Source organism: Enterococcus sp. ZQ21, from assembly GCF_030053755.1.
GTDB lineage: Bacteria > Bacillota > Bacilli > Lactobacillales > Enterococcaceae > Enterococcus_B > Enterococcus_B lactis.
The window spans coordinates 2,347,479-2,372,652 of the sequence record NZ_CP125658.1 but is presented as its reverse complement, the minus strand read 5'-3'; the positions used below and the strand labels follow the sequence as shown (position 1 = coordinate 2,372,652).

General features: G+C 39.1%; 18 protein-coding genes. 8 read left to right on the top strand and 10 right to left on the bottom strand.

All coding sequences use genetic code 11. The features are described 5' to 3' along the window. The first annotated feature begins 164 nt into the window (after positions 1–164). From QK255_RS11435 to QK255_RS11425, 3 genes are read left to right on the top strand one after another with little or no spacing between them, the layout of a single operon-like run. Entirely contained in the window at positions 165–779 is a 615-nt protein-coding gene (locus tag QK255_RS11435; protein WP_002292277.1) for a YesL family protein, read from the top strand. Further along, positions 772–2,496, top strand: a complete 1,725-nt coding sequence (locus tag QK255_RS11430) for a sensor histidine kinase (RefSeq protein WP_002292278.1) — start codon at positions 772–774, stop codon at positions 2,494–2,496. The genes QK255_RS11435 and QK255_RS11430 overlap by 8 nt, the downstream gene beginning before the upstream one ends. Before the next feature lie 2 nt (positions 2,497–2,498). Beyond that, positions 2,499–3,944, top strand: coding sequence for a response regulator transcription factor (locus QK255_RS11425; RefSeq protein ID WP_002292279.1), 1,446 nt, complete (start codon positions 2,499–2,501; stop codon positions 3,942–3,944). Positions 3,945–4,084: 140 nt separating this feature from the next. Here QK255_RS11425 and QK255_RS11420 read toward each other — a convergent pair whose 3' ends face one another. Then, a complete protein-coding gene (locus QK255_RS11420; protein WP_002290949.1) occupies positions 4,085–6,238 on the bottom strand; it encodes a GH92 family glycosyl hydrolase in 2,154 nt (717 codons plus the stop codon). A gap of 1 nt (position 6,239) precedes the next feature. Continuing rightward, on the bottom strand, positions 6,240–7,286 hold the full coding sequence (locus QK255_RS11415) for a GntR family transcriptional regulator (protein WP_002290950.1): 1,047 nt from the start codon (positions 7,284–7,286) through the stop codon (positions 6,240–6,242). A gap of 150 nt (positions 7,287–7,436) precedes the next feature. Here QK255_RS11415 and QK255_RS11410 point away from each other — a divergent pair, with 150 nt between their 5' ends. Genes QK255_RS11410 through QK255_RS11400 form a run of 3 tightly spaced genes read left to right on the top strand, consistent with a single transcriptional unit; the run spans position 7,437 to position 12,284 of the window. After that, positions 7,437–8,726 carry a glycoside hydrolase family 125 protein gene (locus QK255_RS11410; protein ID WP_002290952.1) on the top strand — a complete coding sequence of 430 codons (1,290 nt, stop codon included), beginning with the start codon at positions 7,437–7,439 and terminating at the stop codon, positions 8,724–8,726. 12 nt (positions 8,727–8,738) lie between these two features. After that, the gene (locus tag QK255_RS11405; protein ID WP_002329927.1) at positions 8,739–11,426 is read left to right on the top strand and encodes an alpha-mannosidase; all 2,688 of its coding nucleotides are present in this window, start codon (positions 8,739–8,741) and stop codon (positions 11,424–11,426) included. After that, positions 11,427–12,284 carry an ROK family protein gene (locus tag QK255_RS11400; RefSeq protein ID WP_283341552.1) on the top strand — a complete coding sequence of 286 codons (858 nt, stop codon included), beginning with the start codon at positions 11,427–11,429 and terminating at the stop codon, positions 12,282–12,284. Between the two features lie 66 nt (positions 12,285–12,350). Here QK255_RS11400 and QK255_RS11395 read toward each other — a convergent pair whose 3' ends face one another. Further along, positions 12,351–13,208, bottom strand: a complete 858-nt coding sequence (locus tag QK255_RS11395) for an RluA family pseudouridine synthase (protein ID WP_002310841.1) — start codon at positions 13,206–13,208, stop codon at positions 12,351–12,353. A gap of 209 nt (positions 13,209–13,417) precedes the next feature. Between QK255_RS11395 and QK255_RS11390 the strand changes: the two genes are divergently transcribed. Together QK255_RS11390 and QK255_RS11385 are read left to right on the top strand one after the other, a co-directional pair. Further along, a complete protein-coding gene (locus tag QK255_RS11390; RefSeq protein WP_002335449.1) occupies positions 13,418–15,589 on the top strand; it encodes a PBP1A family penicillin-binding protein in 2,172 nt (723 codons plus the stop codon). Positions 15,590–15,656: 67 nt separating this feature from the next. Further along, a complete protein-coding gene (locus QK255_RS11385) occupies positions 15,657–15,998 on the top strand; it encodes a YlbF/YmcA family competence regulator (RefSeq protein ID WP_002285994.1) in 342 nt (113 codons plus the stop codon). Positions 15,999–16,272: 274 nt separating this feature from the next. On the opposite strand, the gene QK255_RS11380 is transcribed toward QK255_RS11385, so the two are convergent. The 7 genes from QK255_RS11380 to QK255_RS11350 all read right to left on the bottom strand — a co-directional run bounded on the left by QK255_RS11380 (position 16,273) and on the right by QK255_RS11350 (position 25,116). Further along, on the bottom strand, positions 16,273–18,027 hold the full coding sequence (locus QK255_RS11380; protein WP_002342343.1) for an ABC transporter ATP-binding protein: 1,755 nt from the start codon (positions 18,025–18,027) through the stop codon (positions 16,273–16,275). Between the two features lie 10 nt (positions 18,028–18,037). Next, on the bottom strand, positions 18,038–18,874 hold the full coding sequence (locus QK255_RS11375; protein WP_002329931.1) for a sugar phosphate isomerase/epimerase family protein: 837 nt from the start codon (positions 18,872–18,874) through the stop codon (positions 18,038–18,040). A 1-nt stretch (position 18,875) separates the two neighbouring features. Then, complete coding sequence (locus tag QK255_RS11370; protein ID WP_283341551.1) at positions 18,876–19,559, bottom strand: rhamnogalacturonan acetylesterase; 684 nt, start codon at positions 19,557–19,559, stop codon at positions 18,876–18,878. Between the two features lie 157 nt (positions 19,560–19,716). After that, positions 19,717–21,111 (bottom strand): glucuronate isomerase, encoded by a 1,395-nt coding sequence (gene uxaC / locus QK255_RS11365; RefSeq protein WP_283341550.1) that lies wholly within the window; start codon positions 21,109–21,111, stop codon positions 19,717–19,719. A gap of 39 nt (positions 21,112–21,150) precedes the next feature. Then, on the bottom strand, positions 21,151–22,650 hold the full coding sequence (locus QK255_RS11360) for a UxaA family hydrolase (protein WP_002329934.1): 1,500 nt from the start codon (positions 22,648–22,650) through the stop codon (positions 21,151–21,153). After that, entirely contained in the window at positions 22,643–24,064 is a 1,422-nt protein-coding gene (locus QK255_RS11355; protein ID WP_002342344.1) for a tagaturonate reductase, read from the bottom strand. The genes QK255_RS11360 and QK255_RS11355 overlap by 8 nt, the downstream gene beginning before the upstream one ends. Positions 24,065–24,123: 59 nt before the next feature. Beyond that, complete coding sequence (locus QK255_RS11350) at positions 24,124–25,116, bottom strand: LacI family DNA-binding transcriptional regulator (protein ID WP_002329936.1); 993 nt, start codon at positions 25,114–25,116, stop codon at positions 24,124–24,126. Between the last annotated feature and the right edge of the window lie 58 nt (positions 25,117–25,174).

The following is a 25,174-nucleotide window of genomic DNA, read 5'->3' as shown; positions in this document are numbered from 1 at the left end:
CCCAACCGAACGAAAAACGTAGAGAGCTATTTTTGTTCGGCTGTTCTTATTACTTGATGCAGGGCAGCTCTTTTACAACCTTTAATACTCAGGTCATGGTGCTGATTGCCCAACCTTTTTTTGTATAATGAGAAAGTATAAACTTAATGTTTGGAGGAGAAGATATGTTAGGGAAGGTTTTGGAAGAGTTGTTTATCCGGATCTGGGTCGTTATAAAACTAACCTTATATTTCTGGATATACACGTTTGTCGGCGGAATCATCTTTGGATTAGGTACGGCATGGAAAACAGTCAATGAGTTATTTTATTTACATGGATTCGAGTATAAAGAAATCACGTTAAAAAGAGGCTGGAATATATATAAAAGAAATTTTTTAAGAGGAAATCTGCTATTTAGTTTATTTTTATCTAGTACTGCTTTATTGAGCTACAATCTATATCTATCTGTTCAAATCAAAGGGCTCATTTTTTTAGCTATTGATTTTATTTTGCTTTTTGCCTTGTTTTGCCTATTTGCTACTTATCAATACAGTATGATTTTAGACAGTGAATATACGATCTCTGTTCCTAATCTGCTAAAGCTGAGTTTTATTTCGGTTTTTTCCAGCTTTTCGTCTTTTCTAAAAATAATTATTGGTAGCAGTGTAATTATAGCTGTGACTTGGCAATTCAAAGGATTGATTTTATTTGGTGTCATTGGTCTTTTGACGGTTTGGAATGGTACGATGACGAAACAGTGGCGTGAAGAGTTAGATAAACAGTTGGAAAGTTATGAATAAAATCCGGATTCTATTTTCAAAAGGAACCTTACTGAATCGGCTATTACGGAAATATGCGGTTATCATGATTGGTGTAACGATGACTGCTACTGTTATTTTTAGTGTCCATACGTGGGATCAAAACCAAAAGCAGGCAGAAAACATGACAAGTGATGCCGTTCAAAGTACAAGCAGAATGCTGAATGACAAAACAACTTTGAGTAGGATCATTAAAAACCAGCTTGTAGGTGATTCCGAAAAAATCGAAAATGTCACTACCTACTTAACAAAACCCATAGATCAGTATTTGATGTATGTATATGAGCAGCAAAACAGTACCGACGAATTAGTTTCTTTCCCAAATCAAATCAAAGATCTTTATATAAATTATGAAGAACTAAGTGCGATATATATCGTGTTGAATCAGCTACCGGAGTACTATGAATCCTCTAGAGAAAACAAAGGCGGAGAAGTAAAAGCCGGAACGCCGAAATTACTAGACGCCTTTTATATCAAGTTGCCTATCACCCAAGGAGGAGCTGAGTCAGGCAGTATTTTTATCGGTTTCCAAAAGAAAGAGCTAGATACGATTTTAGAGAATCTAACGTCATTCAATGGACTCTCTTTATACATGATTTCTGGCACGACAAATCGCTTGTATACGTTCCATGATAATAAAATAGCTAAAGAAACATTTGGAAGACAAGAAACGATTATCTCAGAGAGTCTTCAGAAAAATTCACAATTGCCAATTGCTAATCTGAGAAAAAATAATTTTGTTCAGCATCAAGAACTGTCGGATGATTACCGAATATTAGCTGTATTAGATAAAAAAAGCGTAAAAACCGAAACGGGGAAAAACCTTGCCCCTCTGATTGTCGGTATCATTGTTTTAGACAGTATATTGCTTATCTTTCTTTATAAAACATTCAAACGATATTCACAGCAAATATCCGTCGTCATGCAGGCAATGGAGCAAACAGCAGCAGGAAATTTAGAAACACGGATTGATACAACAAAAACGGAATATGAACTAAAGGAACTTTCGATCGGTATCAACGAAATGTTGGATAGCATCAATCAATTTGTCGAAGACATCTACAAACTAGAAATCAAACAGCAAGATGCACATATGCGGGCGCTTCAAGCACAGATTAATCCGCATTTTTTATACAATACATTAGAATATATCCGAATGTATGCAATCAGCGAAGGAAGCGAAGAATTAGCAGATGTTGTATATGCTTTTTCTGCCTTGCTCCGAAACAACACAAATCAAGAGAAGACGATCACTTTGAAAGAAGAATTGGACTTTTGCGAAAAATATGTCTATTTATATCAAATGCGTTATCCTAATCGAGTGGCCTATCATTTTATGATCGATCCTGATTTGGAAAAGATTGAAGTACCTAAATTTGTGATTCAACCATTAGTTGAAAATTATTTTAAACATGGTATTGATTTTACTCGATTTGATAATGCCCTAAGTGTCAAAGTCTTACAGGAAGACAAGCGGGTAAGGATCATCGTCAAAGATAATGGAAGAGGGATGACTGAAAAACGGCTAAAACAGGTGGAAGAAAAACTGTCTCATCCCAAAGTGGAACTTCACGAATCAATCGGTCTGCAAAACGTGAATGAACGTTTACGTGCCAACTTCGGCAGCAGTTATTACATGTCGCTTGAGAATAATGAGACAGGTGGACTGACTGTTTCTATTACATTCAAGGAGGGGTGAATATGTACCAGGTGTTATTGGTAGATGATGAATATATGATTTTGAATGGGTTAAAAAAGATAATTGATTGGAAAAGTTTAGGGTTCCAAATAGTAGCAACAGCGGAGAATGCCAAAGAAGGACTATCTGTCCTTGAACAACAACGGATTGATCTAGTGGTAACGGACGTGACGATGCCAGAAATAAACGGACTGGAATTTATTGAAGCAGCTCAAAAAGAACATCATAATTTTGAATTTATGATTTTGTCCGGGTACCAAGAATTTGATTATTTGAAAGGAGGCATGCAATTAGGTGCGGTGAATTATTTGATGAAACCCGTGAATAAGTTCGAATTGATTGAAAGCCTCAAGAAAATCAAAACACGGTTAGACCAGCAAAATGAACAAAAAAATCAGCAAGAAATCTATCAGGAACTATTATTCAGTCAATGGTTGAATGAAGAGTTAGATGAAGCAAGTGAAGAAGAAATAATAGGACAAATCAGTGAGAAACAGCATAGAATAGTATTGATCCAATTATCAAGAATTCATGATCCTCTTATCAATACATGGTTGAAAGAACACCAGCAAATCTTTTATTATCAAAGAAATTATGGAGACCGTATATTGATTACGCTGTTGTTGGAGGCAGATGAAGTTGATGGATTCTGCTGTTTTGTCCAAGAAAACATCCCTGATCAGGAATGGCTGATCAGTATCGGGGAAGAGACAGATTCATTGGACAAGATCCCTGAAACATTCCAACAAGCGAAAGACAATCTACAATTACATCAATTTTATGGAGATAAAGACGAGCATGTTTTTTACGCAATACAAGCAACAATAAAAGAGCAAACCATCGATTTTTCAAGTTTCAGACGTGTGTTGCAAAATAAACGATTAGATGATGCCCAAAAAATGATCACTGATTTTTTCGAGCAATTTCAGTTAGCAGCCATGATGCCGGAAGACATCCGGTACTCCAGCTTTTTACTGTTTATGGAGATTCAACGGGAATTGATTGATCTAGAAGATGAGGAATATTTACAAGGAATCGAAAAAATTCATCAGGCAAAAACGGTGCAAGAACTCCACCAGCTACTTCTGTCGTTCGTCCAAAAGCACCAGAGACAGAAAAAATACAGTGGCAATGTAGAAAAAGTAATCGAAATCCTGCATCAGCATTATCAAGAACCACTTACACTCAAAGAAGTGTCAGAAAGTTTGCATTTAAATGTCATGTATTTAGGGCAGTTGTTCAAAAAAGAAACGAAAAAAAGTTTTTCAGCTTATTTGAACCATTTACGTATGGAAAAAGCAAAGCAGCTGCTTTTGCACAGTAATCAAAACGTCAATGAAATAGCAAGTGAGATTGGCTACAACAATACCACGTATTTCTCTAAATTATTCAAGAAGATTGTCGGCAGATCCCCTAAGGAGTATCGGGAAAAAAGAGGAGAATCCTAAAAAAAGAAGCGTATGGAATGAATCAATGTTCAAAAGTTTGCATCTGCGGTAATAAGCCCAACCAAACGAAAATAGGAGGAGCTATTTTTGTTTGGCTGTTCTTATTACTTGATGCAGGACAGCTTTTTCACAACCTTTTGTTAGTTATCGTTTGATAAGGAAAAAGGCAAATCTTTTGATCGATACTTCTTAGGATGAGGGACGATACCTAATTGGTAAGAGATCTTGCCGCCTTTCAGCAAATCTTGATGAGTAAAATATAATTTCGTATATTCTTTGTCCATCCGTTTGATTTTATGGATAAATTGCTGTTGTGGCCGATTAGGAGTGGTTTCAATCGTCAATTCCTTTCCATTTGACAAAAGCACAACAGCCTTGTCCATTAAAGGCATACCGATAACATATTCACCGGTCCCTGGTGTGACAGGATAGAATCCCAGACTATTGAAGATATACCAAGCAGCCATACTTCCGTTGTCCTCATCTCCAGGGTAACCCGTTGAAGAATCGTCGAAAGTTTGAGTCATCAATTGTTTAAGCAATGGCTGTGCCATTTCGGGTTGTCCAATATAGCTGAACAAGTATGGGTAATGAAAACTTGGCTGATTGGAGATAGCTAACTGCCCAAATTCTATCGCAGCCATCTCGCTCATTTCATGAATCTCAAAACCATATCCTCCTGTTTCAAATGTCGGAGATTGATTGCACAAATCAATGAGTTTTTCTTTGAATCTCTCACTGCTGCCATATTTTTCGATCAACCCTGCAAAATCATGATAAACAGCAAAGCTGCTTTGCCAAGCACTGCCTTCTGCATAATCTTGTCCCCAACGATGAGCAGAAAATGGTTCTCTGAATTTGCCATTTTTATCTTTGGAACGCATCCATCCTGACTCATAGTCAAAAATATGTTGATAGTTCAATGATCGTTGCTGATATTTTTTCACCGTTTCGTCCTCTGCTAGTACTTTGGCAACTCGACTAATACAAAAGTCGCTATAAGCATAATCTAGCGTATGATTGACCGATTCATGGTAGTGATTAGGAACATAGCCGTATGTCAAGTAATCCTCTGTCCCTTGTCGTCCATAATTTGAATGATTACTTTGAACTGTAGCGCCTTTCTTCATTGCTGTTAGAAATTCCTGCATCAAGTCTGGCCGAATATCTTTCACAGCAGCATCTGCAACGACCGCATCGATCAATGTCCCAGGCATTAGTCCACGTTCGTCAGGAGACAGCCATTTTGGCAAATAACCAGTTTCTCTATAGCTGTTCAAGAAACCTTCCAGCATTTCTTCGTACTTTTCTACAGCAATCAAAGAATAAAGAGGATAAACCGTTTTATACGTATCCCAAAACCCGTTATTTGTATAGAGAACGCCAGGTTTCACAGATCGGCTAGTCGTATCATAGTGGATTTTTTGCCCGCTAGGATCCATTTCATAAAATGTTTGCGGAAATAAAAACACCCGATAGAAGTTATGATAAAACGTCCGCAATTGTTGTTGATCATGGTGTGTGAGCTGTATACGATCAAAATAGGACTGCCATTGTTTCTGGCTGTTAGCAAGGTAAGTCTCTTTGCTTTGGTTTTGTTCTAGTTCCAAGTTATAAGCTGCTTGTTCCGGGCTGATAAAAGATGTCCCGAATCGGATGGTTTGTTTTTTTGTCTGTTCAAAATACAACGGGATCGAATCGCTATTTTTGTTGGAAACAGCTAGCTCATCAGTTGTTAAAGGATATTCAAATCTCAATATGAAATAAAAAGAAAAATCAGGATCTTCTGAACCAGCAAAATGTGTGATTTTTCCTTCCACTGTGTAAGGATCTATAACAAAGAGCTGATGACGTCCCGGAAAGGATAAAAGTAAACCGCTATCATTTCTGCTGTAATCAATAGATAAGATTCCGCCATACATACTGGGTATCAATGTAGAGCGGATGCCATAACGCAATTGACGGATCGACAGATGAGTCGGACAAAATATACTTTCTTCTGGGCGGTAAGAACTTTGCGCATGAAAAAGGGTATTTTCCTGTAATTTACCATTGATTGGCGTGAGCAGCATATGACTGAAATCGCCCATCCAAGGACTTGGCTGATGGGTAAGTCGATAACCTTGAAAAACACGATCCTCAGGATGAAACCACCAGCTGCCGTTTTGATCGGTCGTTTGCGGTGCAAAATAATTCATCCCAAAAGGAACGCCAGTGTAAGGCTGGCAGTTCCCGTTAGAGAAATTTGGCTGATTAGCTGTGCCATGTCTAGTATCTATTTGACCGATATTCATTTTATTTCTCCTTTGTTGATTGTCTTTTGATAAATGAAACTGGAAATTTGCTGTCGGAAGGACGTTCGTTTGTCTCTAACCAAGTGATCAAAGCCTCTCCAGCAAGCTTGCCTAACTGTTCAAAATCTTGTGCAATGGTTGTCAGCGGTGGATCAACAAGAGCAGCTGCTTGGATATCATCAAATCCGATGATTGAAAAATCTTCAGGAACATGATAATCATGCTGTCTCAAGAAATTCATCGTCTGGATAGCGACAACATCGTTTTCGCAAACAAAAGCGGTCACTTCATACTTAGTGATATAAGAAAGCAATTCATCGAATGTCGCGCTTTTGTCATCCAGCGAAGTGTGGAAAGCTAAACCAGCTTTGTCCAATGCTTCAAGGTAACCAAGGTAACGCTGACGTACGGATTGTGGATGAGTCTGTGCACCAAATAAATAAGCGATTTTTGAATGTCCCTGTTCGATCAAATGAGAAGTAGCGAGCACACCACCTTGGAAGTTGTCGGAAAGCACGGTAGGAAAAGGCAATTCATAGATTTTTTTATCCAATATGATGACAGGGAATTCTTTTAATGACAGCTCAAAAAGCAAGTCAAGATGCTGTTCTGTATCAAAGGCATAATAAATTAATCCATCAAATTCATGGATGAGTTCTTTTGCCGTTTTATTTTGTAAAAAATCATGTGTCGTCATCATGACATCCATCTGTTTATCCTGCATCACAGGATTCAATCCCTTGGTAAAATCACCAACAGATAAATCAGCGACATATGGAAGAAGAAACAGAATCCGCCGTGTTTTTGTAGGAGAAGGAAGCATCTGCTCCGGAGCAGATGATTTAACAAAACTGCCTTTCCCACGTACGCGATAAATCAGCCCTAATTGTTCTAATTCAGTCAATGCACGTTTGGAAGTGATTCTGCTTACTTTATAAGTATGGGAAAGTTCCTTTTCAGTTGGTAGTTGGCTATCCACAGGTAATTCACCAGTTAAAATAGCCGTTTGCAAATCATTAAATATTGTCTGGTACAATGGTTGATTCATATAAACACCTCTTAATGATATATCATATTCAAATAATACCATAATAGATGAAAAAGTAAATAAAAAGTTATTTTTTTTGAAAGCGTAGACATAAAATGCTGCAAGAGGTATAATCTTTAAAGATATATCAAATGAAAAGAGGAGATTTGTATGGTTTATAAAGATATACCAAAGTCGGTGCAAAAATTTATGGATGATATCACACAAAAATGCGGGAAAACCCATGCGGACTGGGCAACGAATTTTACAGCAGCATTTGCCAACACGCTATTGACAACAGTCAAAAAGCAAAATGACGGTACTACTTTTCTATTGACAGGAGACATTCCTGCAATGTGGTTGCGAGATTCTACTGCACAAGTTCGTCCTTATTTAGTGATTGCAAAAGAAGATGAGGAACTAGCTGACATGATTAGTGGGTTGGTCAAAAAACAATTTTTTTATATCAACATCGATCCATATGCGAATGCCTTCAATGAAGAAGCGAACGGTGCAGGACACCAAACAGATCACACAAAAATGAACGATTGGATCTGGGAAAGAAAATATGAAATTGATTCTTTATGCTACCCGATACAGTTGGCCTATCTTCTTTACAAAAATACAGGAAAAACGGACCAATTCAACCCAACTTTTATTGAAGGGATCAAAAAAATCTTAGGCGTGTTCGAAACAGAGCAGGATCATGAACACTCTCCTTATACATTTGTACGAGATACGACAAGAAAAGAAGATACGCTGATCAATGACGGACGAGGAGCCAAAACAACTTTTACAGGTATGACATGGTCTGGGTTCCGTCCTAGCGATGATGCTTGCCGTTACGGATATCTGGTACCATCCAATATGTTTGCGGTGGTCGTGTTAGGTTATGTGGAAGAAATTTTCCAAACGATACTCGATGATAAAGAAATTGTACAGAAAGCACAAATATTGAAGAAAGAGATCCAAGAAGGTATCCAAAATCACGGACGGACGGTTAATCAAAAAGGGCAAACGATTTATGCATACGAAGTAGATGGAATGGGGAACGCGACGGTCATGGATGACAGCAATGTGCCCAATTTGATCGCGGCACCTTATTTGGGTTACTGTTCGGAACAAGAGGAAGATTATCTTCAAACAAGAAGAACATTGTTGAGTAAAGAGAATCCATATTTTTATGAAGGAAAGTACGCAAAAGGAATTGGTTCTTCCCATACGCCAAAAGAGTATGTTTGGCCGATTGCGTTAGCTATGGAAGGAATGACAACACCAGATAAATCTGAAAAAGAACGGCTATTGAATTTGCTTGTAGCAACTGATGCAGGAACACATCTTATGCACGAAGGATTTGATGTGAACAATCCTGAAAATTATACGAGAGAATGGTTTTCTTGGGCAAATATGATGTTTTGCGAATTAGTTATGGATTACTTTGATATTCGAGTAGAAAAATAGGAGGTACTGTAAATGAAAAAGAAAGTATATATCATTTCTCATAGCCACTGGGATCGTGAATGGTACATGGCTTACGAACAGCATCACATGCGGTTGATTGAATTGATAGACGATTTATTAGAGCTATTTGAAGTTGATCCGTCCTTCAACAGTTTTCATTTGGATGGGCAAACGATTATTTTAGATGACTATCTTCAAGTAAGACCAGAAAAAAGACAGGCACTCCAACGAGCTATTGATGAAGGAAAATTGAGAATCGGACCATTTTATATCTTGCAAGATGATTTTCTGATCAGTTCGGAATCAAACGTGAGAAATATGCTGATTGGCATGGAAGAAAGCCGTAAATGGGGAACCCCCGTCATGTTAGGGTATTTTCCCGATACATTTGGAAATATGGGACAGACGCCTCAATTAATGAAACAAGCTGGTATTTCAGCAGCGGCGTTTGGCCGTGGGGTAAAACCAATTGGCTTTGACAATCAAGTTCTGGAAGCAGAAAACTATTCTTCTCAATACTCAGAGATGTGGTGGAAAGGACCTGATCAAACAGAAATTTTTGGTCTGTTATTTGCCAATTGGTATAGCAATGGGAACGAGATTCCCGTAGAAAAAGAAGCTGCTCGTGTCTTTTGGAAGCAGAAATTAGCAGATGCAGAACAATATGCATCTACTGATCATCTATTAATGATGAATGGTGTTGATCATCAACCAGTACAAAAAGATATATCAAAAGCAATTCATCTCGCAAATGAGCTGTTTCCAGATTACGAGTTCATCCATTCTAATTTTACTGACTATCTGGAAGCAGTTCGACAAGAGTTGCCAGAAGACTTAGGTTCAGTAGAAGGAGAATTGACAAGTCAAGAAACGGATGGCTGGTATACTTTAGCCAATACAGCATCTGCTCGCGTTTATTTGAAACAATGGAATACCAAGGTCCAACGGCAGCTAGAAAACATCACGGAACCACTTGCGACGATGGCTTACGAAGTTACAGGGATTTATCCCCACGATCAATTAGATTATGCTTGGAAGACATTAATGCAAAATCATCCTCATGACAGTATTTGCGGTTGTTCAGTTGATTCTGTCCATCGGGAAATGATACCTCGTTTTGAAAAAGCAGATGAAGTCGGAAAGTATCTTGCACAAGATTCTTTAGAACAACTGGCCACAGCGATCGATACAACTGGATTTCCAAAAGACAGCTTTCCATTTGTCGTTGTAAATACTGCAGGAATGGATAAAACTGGCGAAGCAGAAATAACCATCGAATTAGCAAGAAAAAGATTCGCTGAGGGAATACCGGAACATCTGTATCAAGAGTTAGAACAGTTGCCTAGACGGAAGTATCACGTAGAAACAAAAAGCGGGGCCACTATACCAGCTATTTTATCTGAAGAAACTGTACAATTTGGTTATGATTTGCCGAAAGATCGTTTCCGTGTGCCATATATGGCAAGAACGATCAAGGTAACTTTACCAATAAAAAACATGCCAGCGTTTTCTTGGGAAACATTCGCGCTTGTAGAAGGGGAAGCGAAAGCAGAAGAAAAGGAAACAATGATCCGTCAGAGTGGACGAATCGTCGAAAACGCCCACCTGCGTTTGACGATTGAAAAAAACGGTACCATTACAATGGAAGATCGCAAAAACAAACGAAAATGGAATAACCTGCATATTTTTGAAGATATCGGTGATATAGGAAACGAGTATATCTTTAAGCAACCTGTCTATGATCAACCAATCCTATCCAGTAATCAGGAGGGCTCTGAAGTAAAAGTATTAGTAGATACACCAGAAATAGCCAAAATAAGTATTCTACAGGAAATGGAGATCCCAGTTTCTGCAGACGAGCGTTTAGAGAAAGAACAACGGATGGTTGTAGAATTTCGTTATCGTAAAGCAGAACGATCTAAAGAAAAACGGATCCTTCAAATAGAAACGATCATGACAGTCAGAAAAGATAGTAAAAAAATCGACTTTGAAACGACTCTTGACAATCAAATGAAAGATCATCGATTGCGTGTCTTGTTTCCTACAAAGTTACATGTGGAACATCACGAAGCAGATAGTATTTTTGAAGTAGTAAAGCGCCCAAACCATGTATCTAGGAGCTGGGAAAATCCCACGAATCCGCAACATCAGCAAGCATTTGTCAATATTCATGATGAACAGTACGGTGTAACAGTTGGTAACTTTGGTTTGAATGAATATGAAGTAACAGCAGATGGACAAATCGCGGTGACACTACTTCGCTGTGTGGGAGAACTAGGAGATTGGGGGTATTTTCCAACACCAGAAGCACAGTGTTTAGGTAAGCATCGGTTCAATTATAGCGTTGAACTACATGGACCAGAAGAAACATTCTCTACTTATTTGCATGCATACGCGGCACAGATTCCTTTCTCCACTCAACAAATCAAACATCATGAAGGAACATTGGCATCAAAACAACAATATTTAACGATAAAAAGTGAAACGTTTGCAATTACAGCTTTGAAACGGAGTAAGTTTAGTGATAAAGTAGTAGTGAGAGGTTTCAATATGTCTAGTCATTTGGAAAAATTAGAAATAACTAAAGACAATCGAAAAACGGTCATATTGAATCTGCTTGAAGAACCAACGCAGCAATCGGTTGTCCCGATAATCCAACCTTATGAAATTCGGACAATCGGATTCGAGGAGGAAAACTAAATGTATGGCGGAATAGAAGCAGGCGGAACAAAATTTGTGTGTGCGGTTTCAGAAGGTGGAGAGATTTTGGAAAAAACAAGTATCCCTACCACAACACCAGAAGAAACATTGGATCAAGTATTTGAATTTTTTGATCGTTATGAACTGAAGGGAATCGGGATCGGCTCATTCGGCCCGATTGGTATCGACCAAACAAAAGATAATTACGGATATGTTTTGGCAACTCCCAAAAAAGGATGGGCACAATTTGATTTTCTCGGCACAATCAGGAAACGCTACCATATTCCTATTGCTTGGACGACGGATGTCAATGCGGCTGCATACGGGGAGCTGAAGCAAGGGGCAGCACAAGGAAAAAATAGTTGTATTTACCTTACCGTGGGAACAGGAATCGGCGCAGGCGTCGTGATCAATGAGGAAATTTTTTCAGGGATCGCACATCCTGAAATGGGACATATTTGGGTAAAACGCCATCCAGATGATCAATATGAAGGCACTTGTCCTTATCATAAAGACTGTTTAGAAGGATTAGCGGCAGGTCCGTCTATTGAGGCACGTATAGGGATCAAAGGGCAAGATCTGCCACAAGATCATCCGATTTGGGATATTCAAGCTTTCTATATTGCTCAAGCACTGATCAACTATACGTTGACGTTAGCACCTGAAAAGATTATTTTAGGTGGCGGAGTAATGAATCAGGATCATCTCCTTCAAAAAATCCGTCAGCAATTTGTTGAATTGATGGGTGGCTACATGGAAACACCTCAAGTAAGTGAATATATCGTTCGTTGGGGACTGCCAAATGAAAGTGGGATTATCGGTAGTTTGCTGTTAGCAGAACACGAACATCAAAAGTAAGCAGACAAGTTACACAAAAAGAACGTAGTCTTATCAGCAGATAATGATAGGACTACGTTCTTCTTTCTATTTCCACAATCCGGGTAAAGCTTTACCAACTATTTTTTCTTGAGTAAATGGATGGATCATGTGCAGTTCTAATGCATGGAGCATCAGTCGTTCAGCTGGTCTATTTTGGTAGAGAGGGTCTCCAACGATTGGATGCCCTATATGAGCTAAGTGAACTCTGATCTGGTGCGTACGACCGGTTTCCAAAACACAATACACTTGTGTTTTTCCAGAAAGTACTTTGTCGACAGTGACATGTGTCAAGGCGTTCTGACCATTTTTATCATCTACGACCCGTTTTCTCCGATCATGGCGATCGCGTCCGATTTTATTGGTAATAGTCCTATCTTTGGCGATTTTCCCCCATACGATGGCTTGATATCTCCGATAGATCATTTTTTGTTCCAACATTCTTCCAAGTATCGGCAAGACAAATGGGTTTTTTGCAAATAAAACAGCGCCGCTTGTTTCTTTGTCCAAACGGTGGACAACGTAAGGTCGTTGTTTTTTCGTATCGAGATAAGCAGCTAAGTGATTGAGCAAGGTACTGTTTTCTGTTGGTTCGTTTGGATGAGTCTTCATTCCTGCAGGCTTATCCACTATAATCAAATGTTCATCTTCATATAAAACACGGATGTGCTTCGCATCTCCTAATTGGACTTCTTGATAATTATAATCTGTTTCTTCGAATAACAATGTGATCTGGTCATTGCCTTTTACTTCATGATGGAACAAAGCAGGTTGTTGATTGATCCAAACGTTTTTACGTATACGCAAAAAGTGCCGAACCTTTCTAGGAACTAACCATTCCTTTTCAAGCAAGTCGCGAATCGTTGTTTCAGGATGGTTCATAGGTAAAGTGATCGTGATTTTCACAAGTGTACTCCTTTCGGTAAAATTGCAGATTAATTGTACCATTTTTAAAACATATTTAAGAAAAAACTTACATTTTTCTGTTCATTCTTATGTTACTCTACTTGCACTAACGAAAAAAACAAATCGAACTACAACTTAAGCAGGAAGAAAACACTCTTTCATTATGGTAAAATAAGACGATTGAATTGAATAGACAGGAGAAGAAGCGAATGGATTTTCAAAGCATTTTAGGAAAGATAAAAGCTGCTTTGATCAGTTTTTGGCGATGGATCAGACCATATCTCGGACAATTCCATCGATGGCGAAAGCGCATTTGGAAAAAATATCATGTGAACAAATTGATTTTGCTGATTGGTTTGATCTGTGTCTTAGTGACAAGTATCTACCTTTTTATTTTAGCCAAACAAGCAAATGTCGAAACGTTAAAATCTGGATTAAGCCAATCGACAGTCATTTATGATAAGAAAAATGAAGAAGCTGGCACACTGTACGCCCAAAAAGGGACATACGTAGAATTAAACGCGATTTCTCCCTATATCCAAGATGCGGTAATCTCGACAGAAGATAGGAATTTTTACGAACATCACGGATTTGATATCAAAGGAATCGCCCGTGCGGCTGTTCGGATGGTTTTGTCTGGCGGAACATCAGGGGGCGGAGGAAGTACGATCACTCAGCAGCTTGCCAAAAATGCTTATCTGACATTAGATCAAACATTTGATCGAAAAGCGAAGGAATTATTTTTGGCAATCGAGATCGAAAAGAAGTACAGCAAAGAAGAAATCTTGACCATGTATCTTAACAATGCCTATTTTGGTAACGGGGTATGGGGTGTCCAAGACGCTTCCAGAAAGTATTTCGGAGTAGATGCAACGAATGTTACGCTATCTGAGGCTGCTACTTTGGCAGGAATGCTGAAAGGTCCTGGTATTTATAATCCGATTGATCACCCAGAAAATGCGAATGATCGGAAAAACACAGTACTAAGCGTAATGGAAGAAAACGGAAAAATCACAAAAGAACAAGAACAAGCAGAAAGCCAGACAGACATCAGTGCTTATCTTCATGACACATACGATAATTCAGATTCTGGTTATCGTTATCCTTATTATTTTGATGCAGTGATCGATGAAGCAGTTAACGAGTATGGTCTTGATGAAGAAGATGTCATGAATAAAGGCTATAAAATCTATACAGCTTTAGATCAGGATTACCAAAAGCAATTAGAAGCTACTTATCAAAATAATGCATTATTCCCAGCAAATGCTTCAGATGGTGCCATGGTCCAATCTGCTTCAGTAGCTTTAGATCCGAATACAGGCGGTGTACAAGCATTAGTAGGACGAAGAGGAGATCATGTCTTTAGAGGATTCAGCTTTGCTACACAGATGCGCCGTTCTCCAGGATCAACGATCAAACCATTAAGCGTATATACACCAGCGTTGGAAGCTGGTTACAAGCCTTCTAGTGTCTTGAAAGATGAACCGCAAAGTTATTACGATGCGCATAATTTTGACGGGACATACCAAGGAGAAGTACCGATGTATCAGGCTGTTGCACAAAGTTTGAACTTGCCTGCTGTATGGCTTTTGCATGAGATCGGTTTACAAAAAGGATATGATAAAGCAGAAGAATTCGGCCTGCCTTTAGCAAAATCTGATAAGTATTATGGCTTAGCTCTTGGCGGATTAGAAAAAGGAGTATCTCCAATGATCATGGCGGGTGCTTACAGTGCATTTGCCAATGAAGGTCAGATGTATACGCCGCATCTCATCACGAAAATCGTTGATTCAACTGGAGCGGTGATCATCGATAATACAAACAAAAAGCCAAAACAGGTTATATCAAAGGAAACAGCTGATGAAATGACCAGCATGCTTCTTGGTACATTCTCAAATGGGACAGCAGCTGCTGCGAACCCTGCAGGTTATACGATAGCAGGTAAAACAGGAACCACAGAAACTAATTTCGATGCCACGAAAGCAAATGACCAATGGATGATCGGGTATACGCCAGATGTAGTGATTTCGACATGGATGGGGTTTGAAGAATCCAGCAAGCTGCATTATTTGGAAGGGACAAGTGGAAATGTTGTCGGGAAAGTCTTCAAATCAGCGGCAGAAGGTATCCTTCCTTATACTTCCAAAACAGGATTTAGTGTAGCTGACGCCTATGCCACAGGAGGGCAAGTGGTAGCAGCAGATCAAGTTGGAAACACAGGTAATTCTAATGGAGAGTCTGGAAATTGGCAAGATAACTTGAATCAATACGGTGAACAAGCAAAAGAAGGATTGAAGAATTTCGGCGATATGGTGAAAGAAGGCGTTCAGGGAATTGGTGAAGCGGCTAAAGACCTCTGGCGGAAATATCAAGGAGAGTAGACCCTTTGAAAACGAATAACCCCATGTTACAATAGAGAGTAACTACTAAAAGAAAAGAGGGCATAACATGTCAAACATCTACGATAGCGCGAATCAGATCGAACGTGAGATCCGTGAATTACCAGAATTCAAAGCGTTGAAAGAAGCGTACGAGAAAGTACAAGCAAACGAAGAAGCACACAAGCTGTTCAAAGACTTCCAAGCGATGCAAATCGAATTACAAGAAAAACAAATGAGTGGACAAGAATTCAGCGACGAAGATGCAATGAAAGCACAAGAAATGGCTGTGAAAATTCAATCAGAAGAAGTAATCAATGATTTAATGCAAAAAGAACAAGGGTTCAGTACGATCATCAATGACTTGAACCGGATCATCATGACGCCAGTTCGCGACCTTTACAGCGAATAGAACTATTTTATGAAACAACAGAGGTTGTGAAAGAGACGTTCAGCCTTGAGCGATGACAAAGTTGCTTCTTATTGCCGATAGACTGTCTCTTGAACACCGTTTACCAAAAAGACGTGAGCCTACCGTTTAACTCTGAGTGACAAGGAACAATTTCAAAAAACAGCTTCTCATGTTTGATGACTATTGTGATTTGTGACCGAGGAGTTGGCAGGAGAACACCGTTTGTTCAGAAATAGGAGAGACGATAAAACTCTTGTCGTCTCTCCTTTTTTTGTCATTCATTTTTCAAACGGTAAAAATAGCCCTCTTGAGCTAACAGCTCTTCGTAAGTACCCATCTCAACGATTTTTCCTTCATCGATCACAACGATTTTATCTGCCTCTTTGATCGTTGAAAGCCGATGAGCCACAATAAAAGTAGTGGGTGTTTCTGTCAGATAATTCAGGGCCTGCTGGATTTTTTTCTCTGACTGGTTATCTAAAGCTGAAGTTGCTTCATCTAGCAAAATGATTTTCGGCTGACGTATCAATGCTCGTGCAATGGAGATACGTTGTTTTTGGCCACCAGACAGCTTGTTGCCATGTTCGCCTACTAAGGTATCCAGTCCATCAGGAAGCTGGTCAATCAGTGAAGAAAGTTGCGCAGCTTCGATGACTTCATCTAAACGTTCTTTTGATACGTTTTTCAAGCCATAAGTGATGTTCTCTTTGATCGAAGCGGAGAACAACAAAGTGGTTTGAGGAACAACGGCTAAATAATTACGCACACTTCGCATATCCAATTCATCCAAAGGCTGATTATCTAGGAAAATCCTCCCTGAAGACGGCTGGATAAATCCAATCAATAAGTTAAGGAGTGTAGATTTTCCAGAACCAGATGGCCCAACAAAAGCAATTGTTTCTCCAGCTTTCACCTCTAGAGAAAAATGATCAATAATCGGCTTGAGTGAGTCCGGGTAATGAAAAGAAACATCCTCAAAGCGAAAATTTCCATCCAAATGTTGGATTTTTTTCTTACCGTGATAAGTTTCTACATCGCCAGCAATCAACAGTTCACCAATAGAAGTAATAGATTCCATGCCTTTTGAAATCGTAGGAATCAGTGTGATCATTCCAGAAACGGAATTGACGATCGTTGTGAAATATGTCTGATACATCACGACATCACCTGGTTGAATACGCCCTTGTAAAGCTAATATCCCAGTGAAAATCAAACAAACCAGTTGAAATATCTGAAAACTAGCCCAGCTGACTGACCCGAAAACAGATTGCAGGATATCTAAGTGGAATCCTTTTTCATAGATTTGGGTAAAATGCTTATTTAAGCGAGTGGTTTCGTGTTTTTCTAACCCATGAGCTCGAGCAATCGGTGCTAATTCGATCACTTCGATCACTTTTGCAGAAGTCTCTTCCATTTCTTGCCGGAAATCTGAATTGGACTGTCTGATCCTTTTCCGGAAAAAAAGAGTAACTAACGCGGCGAGAGGGACAGTCAATAAGAAAAACAAGAAAACGACAGGACTTCTATAAAGCGTGATACCTAAAGCCACGAATAAATTGACAGCAATGTTCAATCCGCTGACAAATACTTGAGAGGACAACGTTTGGATGGCTTCTACATCACGGATGATCTTTGATTGGATCCGGCCAGATTGCAATTCTTTTTGATAGGGAATAGAAAGTTCTTGGATTTTCTTGATAAGAGTCGCTCTTAGTCCAGCTTCTACTTGCCGGATCGAAGCGCTATGGTATTTTACATGAAAATAATTCGTCAATATATTTTGACCGATCAGACAAGTCATCAAAAAAGCGTTGAAATAAATCGCCTGCAATTGAGAGGAATCTTTTGATGAAGCTGCATTGATTACATTGGCAATAGCAATCGGCATTAACCAAGATGGAAGATGTTTGATAATAAAAAAGAGTCCTGACATGGCAAAGCGCCAATAATTCCCCTGATAAAGATGCAGCAATGTCTGAAAAGCATTTGCATGATATTTTTGATAACTTTTCTGTATTCGTTCCTCCATAATCTTCTCCTTAACAATCTTGGTAAAAAAACTGCAAGTGTTCTATTGCTTCAGGAACATAAATCTCAGGAGTAGCTTCAAGAGTGGCGTACATTAGAGGACGCTCATATTTGATATAATGTAGTACCGGGCGGAAATCTAAACAGCCTTTACCAACAGGAACTATGCGGATCTTTCCATTTTCCATGATGTAGTCTTTGAGATGAAGCGCTGTAATACAACCCTGTAAATTGTCCAAGGCACCTCGGATCACTTTTTCCTGATCAGCATGATTTTCTTTGTGGATCAAATTCGCACAGTCTAAAATGATTTTTAAATTTGGTGAAGCTACTTCATCGACTAAACGTTTGGCTAACAGATAGTTATAGATCGGATGATTGATCCCTGCTTCAACAGCAACAGTTACGCCAAAATTTTCTGCATGAGCGACTAATTCAATGACAGAATTTCTAGCAATCTGATAAGCTTCTTCAGTAAAATTTTCTTTTGTGAAACCGACAGAGACACTACCGGTTTCCGTAGCAATCATCTTGGCTTGATAGGCAGAGCACAGAGCAATTTGCTGTTTGAAAGTTGCTAATGCTTGTGCACGAACTTCTTGATTTTTGCTGGATAGGTTGATATAGCAACCTAAAATGGAAAGTTCGATATTGTTTTTTTGGAAGTATTCACCAAAATAGGCAGCACTCCCAAGTGTCATGTCATTTAATTTAAGTTGTTCAGGAAATGCTTTTTGTGGTGCAAATTGGATATGGGACAAGTGAAGCTGTGATACTTTTTGAACGATTTCTTCACGATTTCGAACCTCTAGATCATGGGCACGGATGCCTAAATTTAATGGAAACATCTCAAACTCCTTTTTGTAAATAATCAGCAAGAGGCAGACGGGATTCTTTTATCAATTCAGCAATTATTCGGGCAACTTTATCAGCGCCTTCTGGACTAAAGTGGGTATTATCCTTTAGCCCTTCTGGGTAATTTTCACAACTATTAGGCATAAAATGCAGATAGAATTTTTTTGTCTCTTCTTTTGAAAAGGTCTGGAAATATTCTTGTGATCGTGAGAAAACATCTAAAAGTGGAATATGGTGTTTCTCAGCAAATGCACGCATCGCTTTTGGATAGTCTCCAAGTATATCTGGATTCAATGTTCCATTTTCTAAGTAATCTCGTCGCGTCACAGATGTCAGCAAGACCATGTGGACGTTCGCTTTTTTTGCGCATTCAAAAAATATCTGCAGATTTTTTAAATAGCTACCGAAGGGGAGCGTACCTCTTTCTTCTTGGATTTTCTGGTCGTTATGTCCAAATTGTACAAATAAGAAATCATTTGGCTGAAACTGTGAAGCTAAACGGGCTAATCTTCCTTCCTGGATAAATGATTTGGTGCTGCGTCCATTCTTTGCTTGGTTATTGATCTGGATCTCAGGTGAAAAATAAGCAGAGATTTTTTCTCCCCAACCTGTCTCGGGACGCTTGTTTTCATCTTTTTCTGCCGCAGTAGAATCACCGGCAATATGGATAGTAGGCATGTTATCTCTTCTTTCATAAGGGTTTATAGGCAATGAAGCAGAACAGCAAGAGAAGAAGACGGAGCAAATTTGGTCCGTCTTCTTCTCTAAAACGTGGATAAACGGATTCCGTTATTTCGCTATCCTGTTTTGATTCGTTACTGTTACTATTAATCAATTAGGCGAAAAAGCCAAAGTAATTTTTAGCATTTGTATAACTAATCGCTTGAACGAGACTTCCTAAAAGTTGTTCATCCTCAGGTGCTTCTCCTCGCATGACCATTTCGCCTAAAAATTCACAAAGAACACGACGGAAATATTCATGTCTAGTGTAGGAAAGGAAACTTCTTGAATCTGTCAGCATGCCGACAAAATTCCCCAAAGCACTACCATCAGCAAACTGTGTCAATTGATCGCGCATACCAGCTCGAGTATCGTTGTACCACCATCCAGAACCTAACTGCAGTTTTCCATTCTGTTCTTTTTGGAAACAGCCCATCAAAGCTAAAATCGCAGGGTAGTCATTTGGATTCAGTGAATAGAGGATCGTCTTTGGCAACTGATCCGTTTCTTCTGCACCATTCAATAATTTTTGCAGAGGAATAGTCAAAGAAAGATCATTCATTCCATCATAACCGGTATCGGGTCCTAATTTTTCCAACATTTGTGTATTACAATTACGATAAGCATGAATATGCAGCTGCATCGTCCAATTATGAGAATGATAGAAGTGGGTCAAACGTATCAGTGTTTCTGTACGAGAAGCATCGATTTCATCTGAAGATAATAGTTTGTTAGCTCGTGCTTTTTGAAAAATCTCTTCTAATACTGTTTCATCCGCTTCTTTATAGCGTAAGGTGTCTAAAGCGTGGTCGGAAACACGACATCCATGTTGATGGAAGTATTCTATCCGCTGCTCTAAAACTTCGATTAGTTCTTGATAGGTGGTAATCGTTTGGTCAGCTGCTTCTTCCAGTAGTGTGATCCATGCATTAAATCCTTCTTTTTCAATATTGAGTGCTTTATCTGGACGGAATGAAGGGAGAACTTTCAAATCTGGTTCTTCATGAGCAAGCAATTGATGATAGTGTAAGTCATCTGCTGGATCATCTGTCGTACAAATCACTTCTACATTCGATTTTTTCGCGATTTCCCGCCGACGGAAATCAGGAGTTGCCAAAATTTTATTTGCTTGTGTCCAAATTTTCTCTGCGTTTTCTTCATTTATCAACAAGTCAATATCGAAGAAACGCTTCAATTCAAGATGTGACCAACTGTAAAGCAAATTTCCGATAATTTTTGGTACGGTTTGACACCAAGCTAAAAATTTTTCAAAATCAGAAGCATTTCCTGTGATTTTTTCTTCAGGCACGCCGCAAGCTCGCATCAAGCGCCATTTGTAATGATCGCCTCCTAACCAAGCTTCTGTCAGATTGCTGAAATTGTTGTTTTCGTAAATTTCTTTTGGATCTAAGTGACAGTGATAATCAATAATGGGCATATTTTTTGCGTAGGAATGATAAAGCTTTTTCGCCCAATCGTCTTTTAATAAAAAATCATCAGATAAAAACATAAATCTTCCTTCTTTCTTTTTATACTGTTTTTATGAAAATCAAAGTGTTACTCCGTTTTTAAAAATGGCAATTTCTCGAACGTTATTTTGTTCATTTTTCGTTTCTTCTCCACTAGCCACAGCGATGATTTTTTGAACAAATGATTCTAAGATCACTTCCATTGGTTGTTCTAATAAGACGCCTGCATTAAAGTCCATCCAATGACCTTTGCGTTCAAAAAGAGTCGTGTTCGTAGATACCTTGACCGTAGGGACATATGAGCCAAACGGAGTCCCTCTTCCTGTGGTAAACAAGACCAACTGGCAATCGGATGAAGCAAGAGCAGAGGCAGCTACAAGATCATTCCCGGGAGCTTGCAATAAACTAAGTCCTGGTTTTCTGATTTTTTCGCCATATTGCAGTACATCAACGACAGGAGAGCTTCCTGATTTTTGCGTGCAGCCTAAAGACTTATCTTCTAATGTAGTGATCCCACCTGCTTTATTACCAGGAGATGGGTTTTCGTAAACTGGTTCCCCGTAAGACAAGAAATACTGTTTGAAGTCATTGATCAAGTCAACGATTGAATCAAAAACTTTTTCATTTTCCGCTCGTGCCATCAATACTTGTTCTGCACCAAACATTTCTGGCACTTCTGTTAAGATCGTGCTACCTCCTTGAGCAATCAAGTAATCAGAAAATGCACCAAGCAAAGGATTGGCAGTTATTCCCGATAGACCATCAGAACCGCCGCATTTCAAACCGACATTCAACTTAGAGAGCGGGACTGGTATGCGCTGGTCGTTTTCGGCCGCGGTTAAAAGTTCTTCTAATAGAGCTACGCCTTGTTCGATCTCATCATAGACATCTTGAGCCACTAGAAATTTCACTCGTTCTTCATCATATTCACCTAAAATTTTTTTGAATTCAGGAACGGTATTGTTCTCGCAACCTAATCCAAACACTAAAACTCCGCCAGCATTTGGATGGTTTACCGCGTCTGCTAAGATTTCTCGAGTATTTTGATGATCTTTTCCAAGCTGTGAACAGCCGTAGGGATGCTTTAAAATCGTAATATGGTCAAACTGTCCCAGATCCGGATGTTTTTCTTTGAACTGTTTGACGATCAGTTCAGCAATACCATTCACACACCCAACGGTAGGTACTAAGAACAAGTCATTACGAATCCCTACTTTTCCATTTTTTCGTAAGTAGCCTTGAAATGTTCGGTTCTCAAAAGGATAATGACTTGGATGGACATCTTTTTCATATCGATAATCCAATTCACCAGAAAGATTGGTTTTTACATTATGAGTGTGCAGCCATTGACCGGCAGTTACGTCTGTCGTCACGTGCCCGATTGGATAGCCATATTTGATCACGTTGTCTCCAGCTTTCAAATCACTCAATGCAATCTTGTGACCTTGCGGGATATCTTCAAGAGTGGTGATCGTTTGCTGATCAATCGTCAGTTGTGTTTGCTTTGGGATAGGTGTTAATGCGACAACAACACTGTCTCGTTGGTTTAGTTTCATTGTTGGTTGCAGGGTTTCAAGCATGGACCATCGTTCCTTTCATTTCTTGTAATACTGCTCGGACACCTTTTTGTTCGATTTTTGTAGCCATTTCTTGAACAGTATCTGCCACATTCGGTAATTGAGACAAATCTTCTCCCCAAAGCGCAGCGTTTTGCAATAATCGAAGAATAGCTGTTTCATTATCAGACCAAGCATCAACAAATTCGCTTATCGTCTTTTCATCATCATGGGGCTTTACTTGATCGCCTCGATACATAAGAAGTAACGCAGCTAGTGAAACAGAGATTAGCGGTGGTACTTGATTTTTTTCTTCGATATACTTCTTGAAGACCGGAAGCAGACGGGTGCTGAATTTTGAAACACTATTTAATGAAATCGCTTCTAATTTGTGATGGGCAAAAGGATTCAAGAAACGTTCTTTGATTTGATCAGCATAAATGGCTAATTCATCTTTAGGTAAAGAAAGCATAGGAATCAATTCTAGATCGAATAGCTGATCAACATAAGCGGAGAATAAAGGATCTTTCATTACTTCTTCTACAGTTTCCAATTCCGCCAACAAAGCAAGAGGGACCATCGCTGTGTGCGGTCCATTAAGCAAATGCACCTTACGTTCACGATAAGGAGTCATATCATCTGTGATGATGACATTCAAGCCAGCCTGTTTGAATGGTAGTTGATTCTCCAACTCTTTAGGCCCTTCAATCACCCAAAGCATGAATGGTTCCGCTTTGACCATCAATTGATCTTCATAGTTATGTCGTTGATTGAAAACAGCTGCATCCTCACGAGGATAACCTGGAACGATGCGGTCAACTAAACTACAACAGAAAACATTTTCTTTTTCTAACCACTCAATAAAAGCAGGTTCTAAATCCCATTTTTCTGCGTAGCGTAAAATGATTTCTTTTAGACATTCACCGTTTCTGTCAATCAATTCACAAGGAATAATCGTAAAACCGGCTTTGTTTAATTCGAAACGTCGGTATAAAAAGGCTGTCAGTTTGCCCGGGAAGCTCTGTGGTGGCGTATCTGTTCGTTCATCAGTCTCCACAAATTGGATTCCTGCCTCTGTTGTATTGGAGACGATATAGGCCAAGTCGTCATTTTCTGCTAGAGAAAGATAAGCATCCCATTCATGATAAGGATTGATCATTTGTTCTACTATGGTGATAATCTCGGAAGTATCAACGATTTCGCCATTGCTGAGTCCTTGTAAAATGACCGTATATAAATTGTCTTGCTGGTTCATCATATTCCCAAGACCTTGTTCTAAAGGCTGAATGATGGCGACATTTCCTTTAAACAATTGCTGGTTATTCAGTTGCTGAATCTGCCAATCAACAAATCCGCGCATAAAATTGCCTTCGCCGAATTGAAGAACTTTTACGGGAGCCTCGTTTTTTTTCACTAATTCTTTTGTCAGTTTATTCATAGATTATTCCTTTCTGTGTTATGCACACGTTAACATTTTTATATAAAATTACTTGCAGTTTACAAGTAATTGATCGACTCACGAAGCATCAGTAAGGTGGAGAGCTCCATTTTAGATTGTTCGATCGGCCTGTCTTCAATCAAATCCAATAAAAGCTTTGTTCCTACTTGACACATTTCTTTCAACGGTTTGTGTACTGTAGTAAGCGGTGGATTAAGATAGGAGACGACTGGAGAATCATCGAACCCAATCAGAGAAATGTTCTGGGGAACACGAAGACCAGCTGAATGTACAGCTCTCAATGCACCAATCGCTATATCGTCGTTGCCACAAAAAACCAGAGTAGGCAGGTCAGAAAGCGATAATAGGTATTCCATGTTTTTGAGGCCGCTTTCTAAGCTGTAGTCTCCTGTTAAAAAATAGGCTGGATTGGCAGGGATGCTTGCTTTTTTTAGACTGTCCAATACACCTTTTTCCCGTTCTTTTGTCGAACGAAAGTTTTTTTTCCCACCAATATAAGCGATCTTCGTATGTCCGCACCCAATACCGTAATCTACTGCCTGCATAACACCAGCCGCATCATCGGCAGTAACATTGATAACCGCTGGATCATTGATGTGACGATTGACAACGACGAAGGGAAACGCTTTTTCTTTTAGATAATCGATAAAAGGCTGATCTTCATCACTTTGACTCATAACGATCAGACCATCATAACGTTGCAAATTGATTTCTGTTAAATCAACAGCATCGATACTTTCGACAGATAAGCTGTAGTTTGTGTCCAATACTGAATGGATACCTGCAATGGAATCTGCTAGGAAATTTGATGAAGTTCCTTTATGCAAACTTGAGAAAAACAGTCCGATCAGATATTTTTTTTGATTTACTAAACCTTTTGCACTATAGTTCGGCGAATAATTCATTTCCTTAGCTAGTTGCCGTATTTTTTGTTTTGTTTCATTTTTGATTAAACTGCTGTTATTCAAAGCACGAGAAACTGTCGTATGAGAAACACCAGCTGCTTTAGCGATATCTTTGATCGTTACCATTCCATCATTTTCCTTACTTTTTCACTTTTTGTTAACGCATTCATCATATTACGATAAC

Bases quoted from the DNA above. Each gene is read 5' to 3' on its own strand.
- QK255_RS11435 (WP_002292277.1), top strand. From the start codon at position 165: ATGTTAGGGAAGGTTTTGGAAGAGTTGTTTATCCGGATCTGGGTCGTT.
- QK255_RS11430 (WP_002292278.1), top strand. From the start codon at position 772: ATGAATAAAATCCGGATTCTATTTTCAAAAGGAACCTTACTGAATCGG.
- QK255_RS11425 (WP_002292279.1), top strand. From the start codon at position 2,499: ATGTACCAGGTGTTATTGGTAGATGATGAATATATGATTTTGAATGGG.
- QK255_RS11420 (WP_002290949.1), bottom strand. From the start codon at position 6,238: ATGAATATCGGTCAAATAGATACTAGACATGGCACAGCTAATCAGCCA.
- QK255_RS11415 (WP_002290950.1), bottom strand. From the start codon at position 7,286: ATGAATCAACCATTGTACCAGACAATATTTAATGATTTGCAAACGGCT.
- QK255_RS11410 (WP_002290952.1), top strand. From the start codon at position 7,437: ATGGTTTATAAAGATATACCAAAGTCGGTGCAAAAATTTATGGATGAT.
- QK255_RS11405 (WP_002329927.1), top strand. From the start codon at position 8,739: ATGAAAAAGAAAGTATATATCATTTCTCATAGCCACTGGGATCGTGAA.
- QK255_RS11400 (WP_283341552.1), top strand. From the start codon at position 11,427: ATGTATGGCGGAATAGAAGCAGGCGGAACAAAATTTGTGTGTGCGGTT.
- QK255_RS11390 (WP_002335449.1), top strand. From the start codon at position 13,418: ATGGATTTTCAAAGCATTTTAGGAAAGATAAAAGCTGCTTTGATCAGT.
- QK255_RS11385 (WP_002285994.1), top strand. From the start codon at position 15,657: ATGTCAAACATCTACGATAGCGCGAATCAGATCGAACGTGAGATCCGT.
- QK255_RS11380 (WP_002342343.1), bottom strand. From the start codon at position 18,027: ATGGAGGAACGAATACAGAAAAGTTATCAAAAATATCATGCAAATGCT.
- QK255_RS11375 (WP_002329931.1), bottom strand. From the start codon at position 18,874: ATGTTTCCATTAAATTTAGGCATCCGTGCCCATGATCTAGAGGTTCGA.
- QK255_RS11370 (WP_283341551.1), bottom strand. From the start codon at position 19,559: ATGCCTACTATCCATATTGCCGGTGATTCTACTGCGGCAGAAAAAGAT.
- uxaC (WP_283341550.1), bottom strand. From the start codon at position 21,111: ATGTTTTTATCTGATGATTTTTTATTAAAAGACGATTGGGCGAAAAAG.
- QK255_RS11360 (WP_002329934.1), bottom strand. From the start codon at position 22,650: ATGCTTGAAACCCTGCAACCAACAATGAAACTAAACCAACGAGACAGT.
- QK255_RS11355 (WP_002342344.1), bottom strand. From the start codon at position 24,064: ATGAATAAACTGACAAAAGAATTAGTGAAAAAAAACGAGGCTCCCGTA.
- QK255_RS11350 (WP_002329936.1), bottom strand. From the start codon at position 25,116: ATGGTAACGATCAAAGATATCGCTAAAGCAGCTGGTGTTTCTCATACG.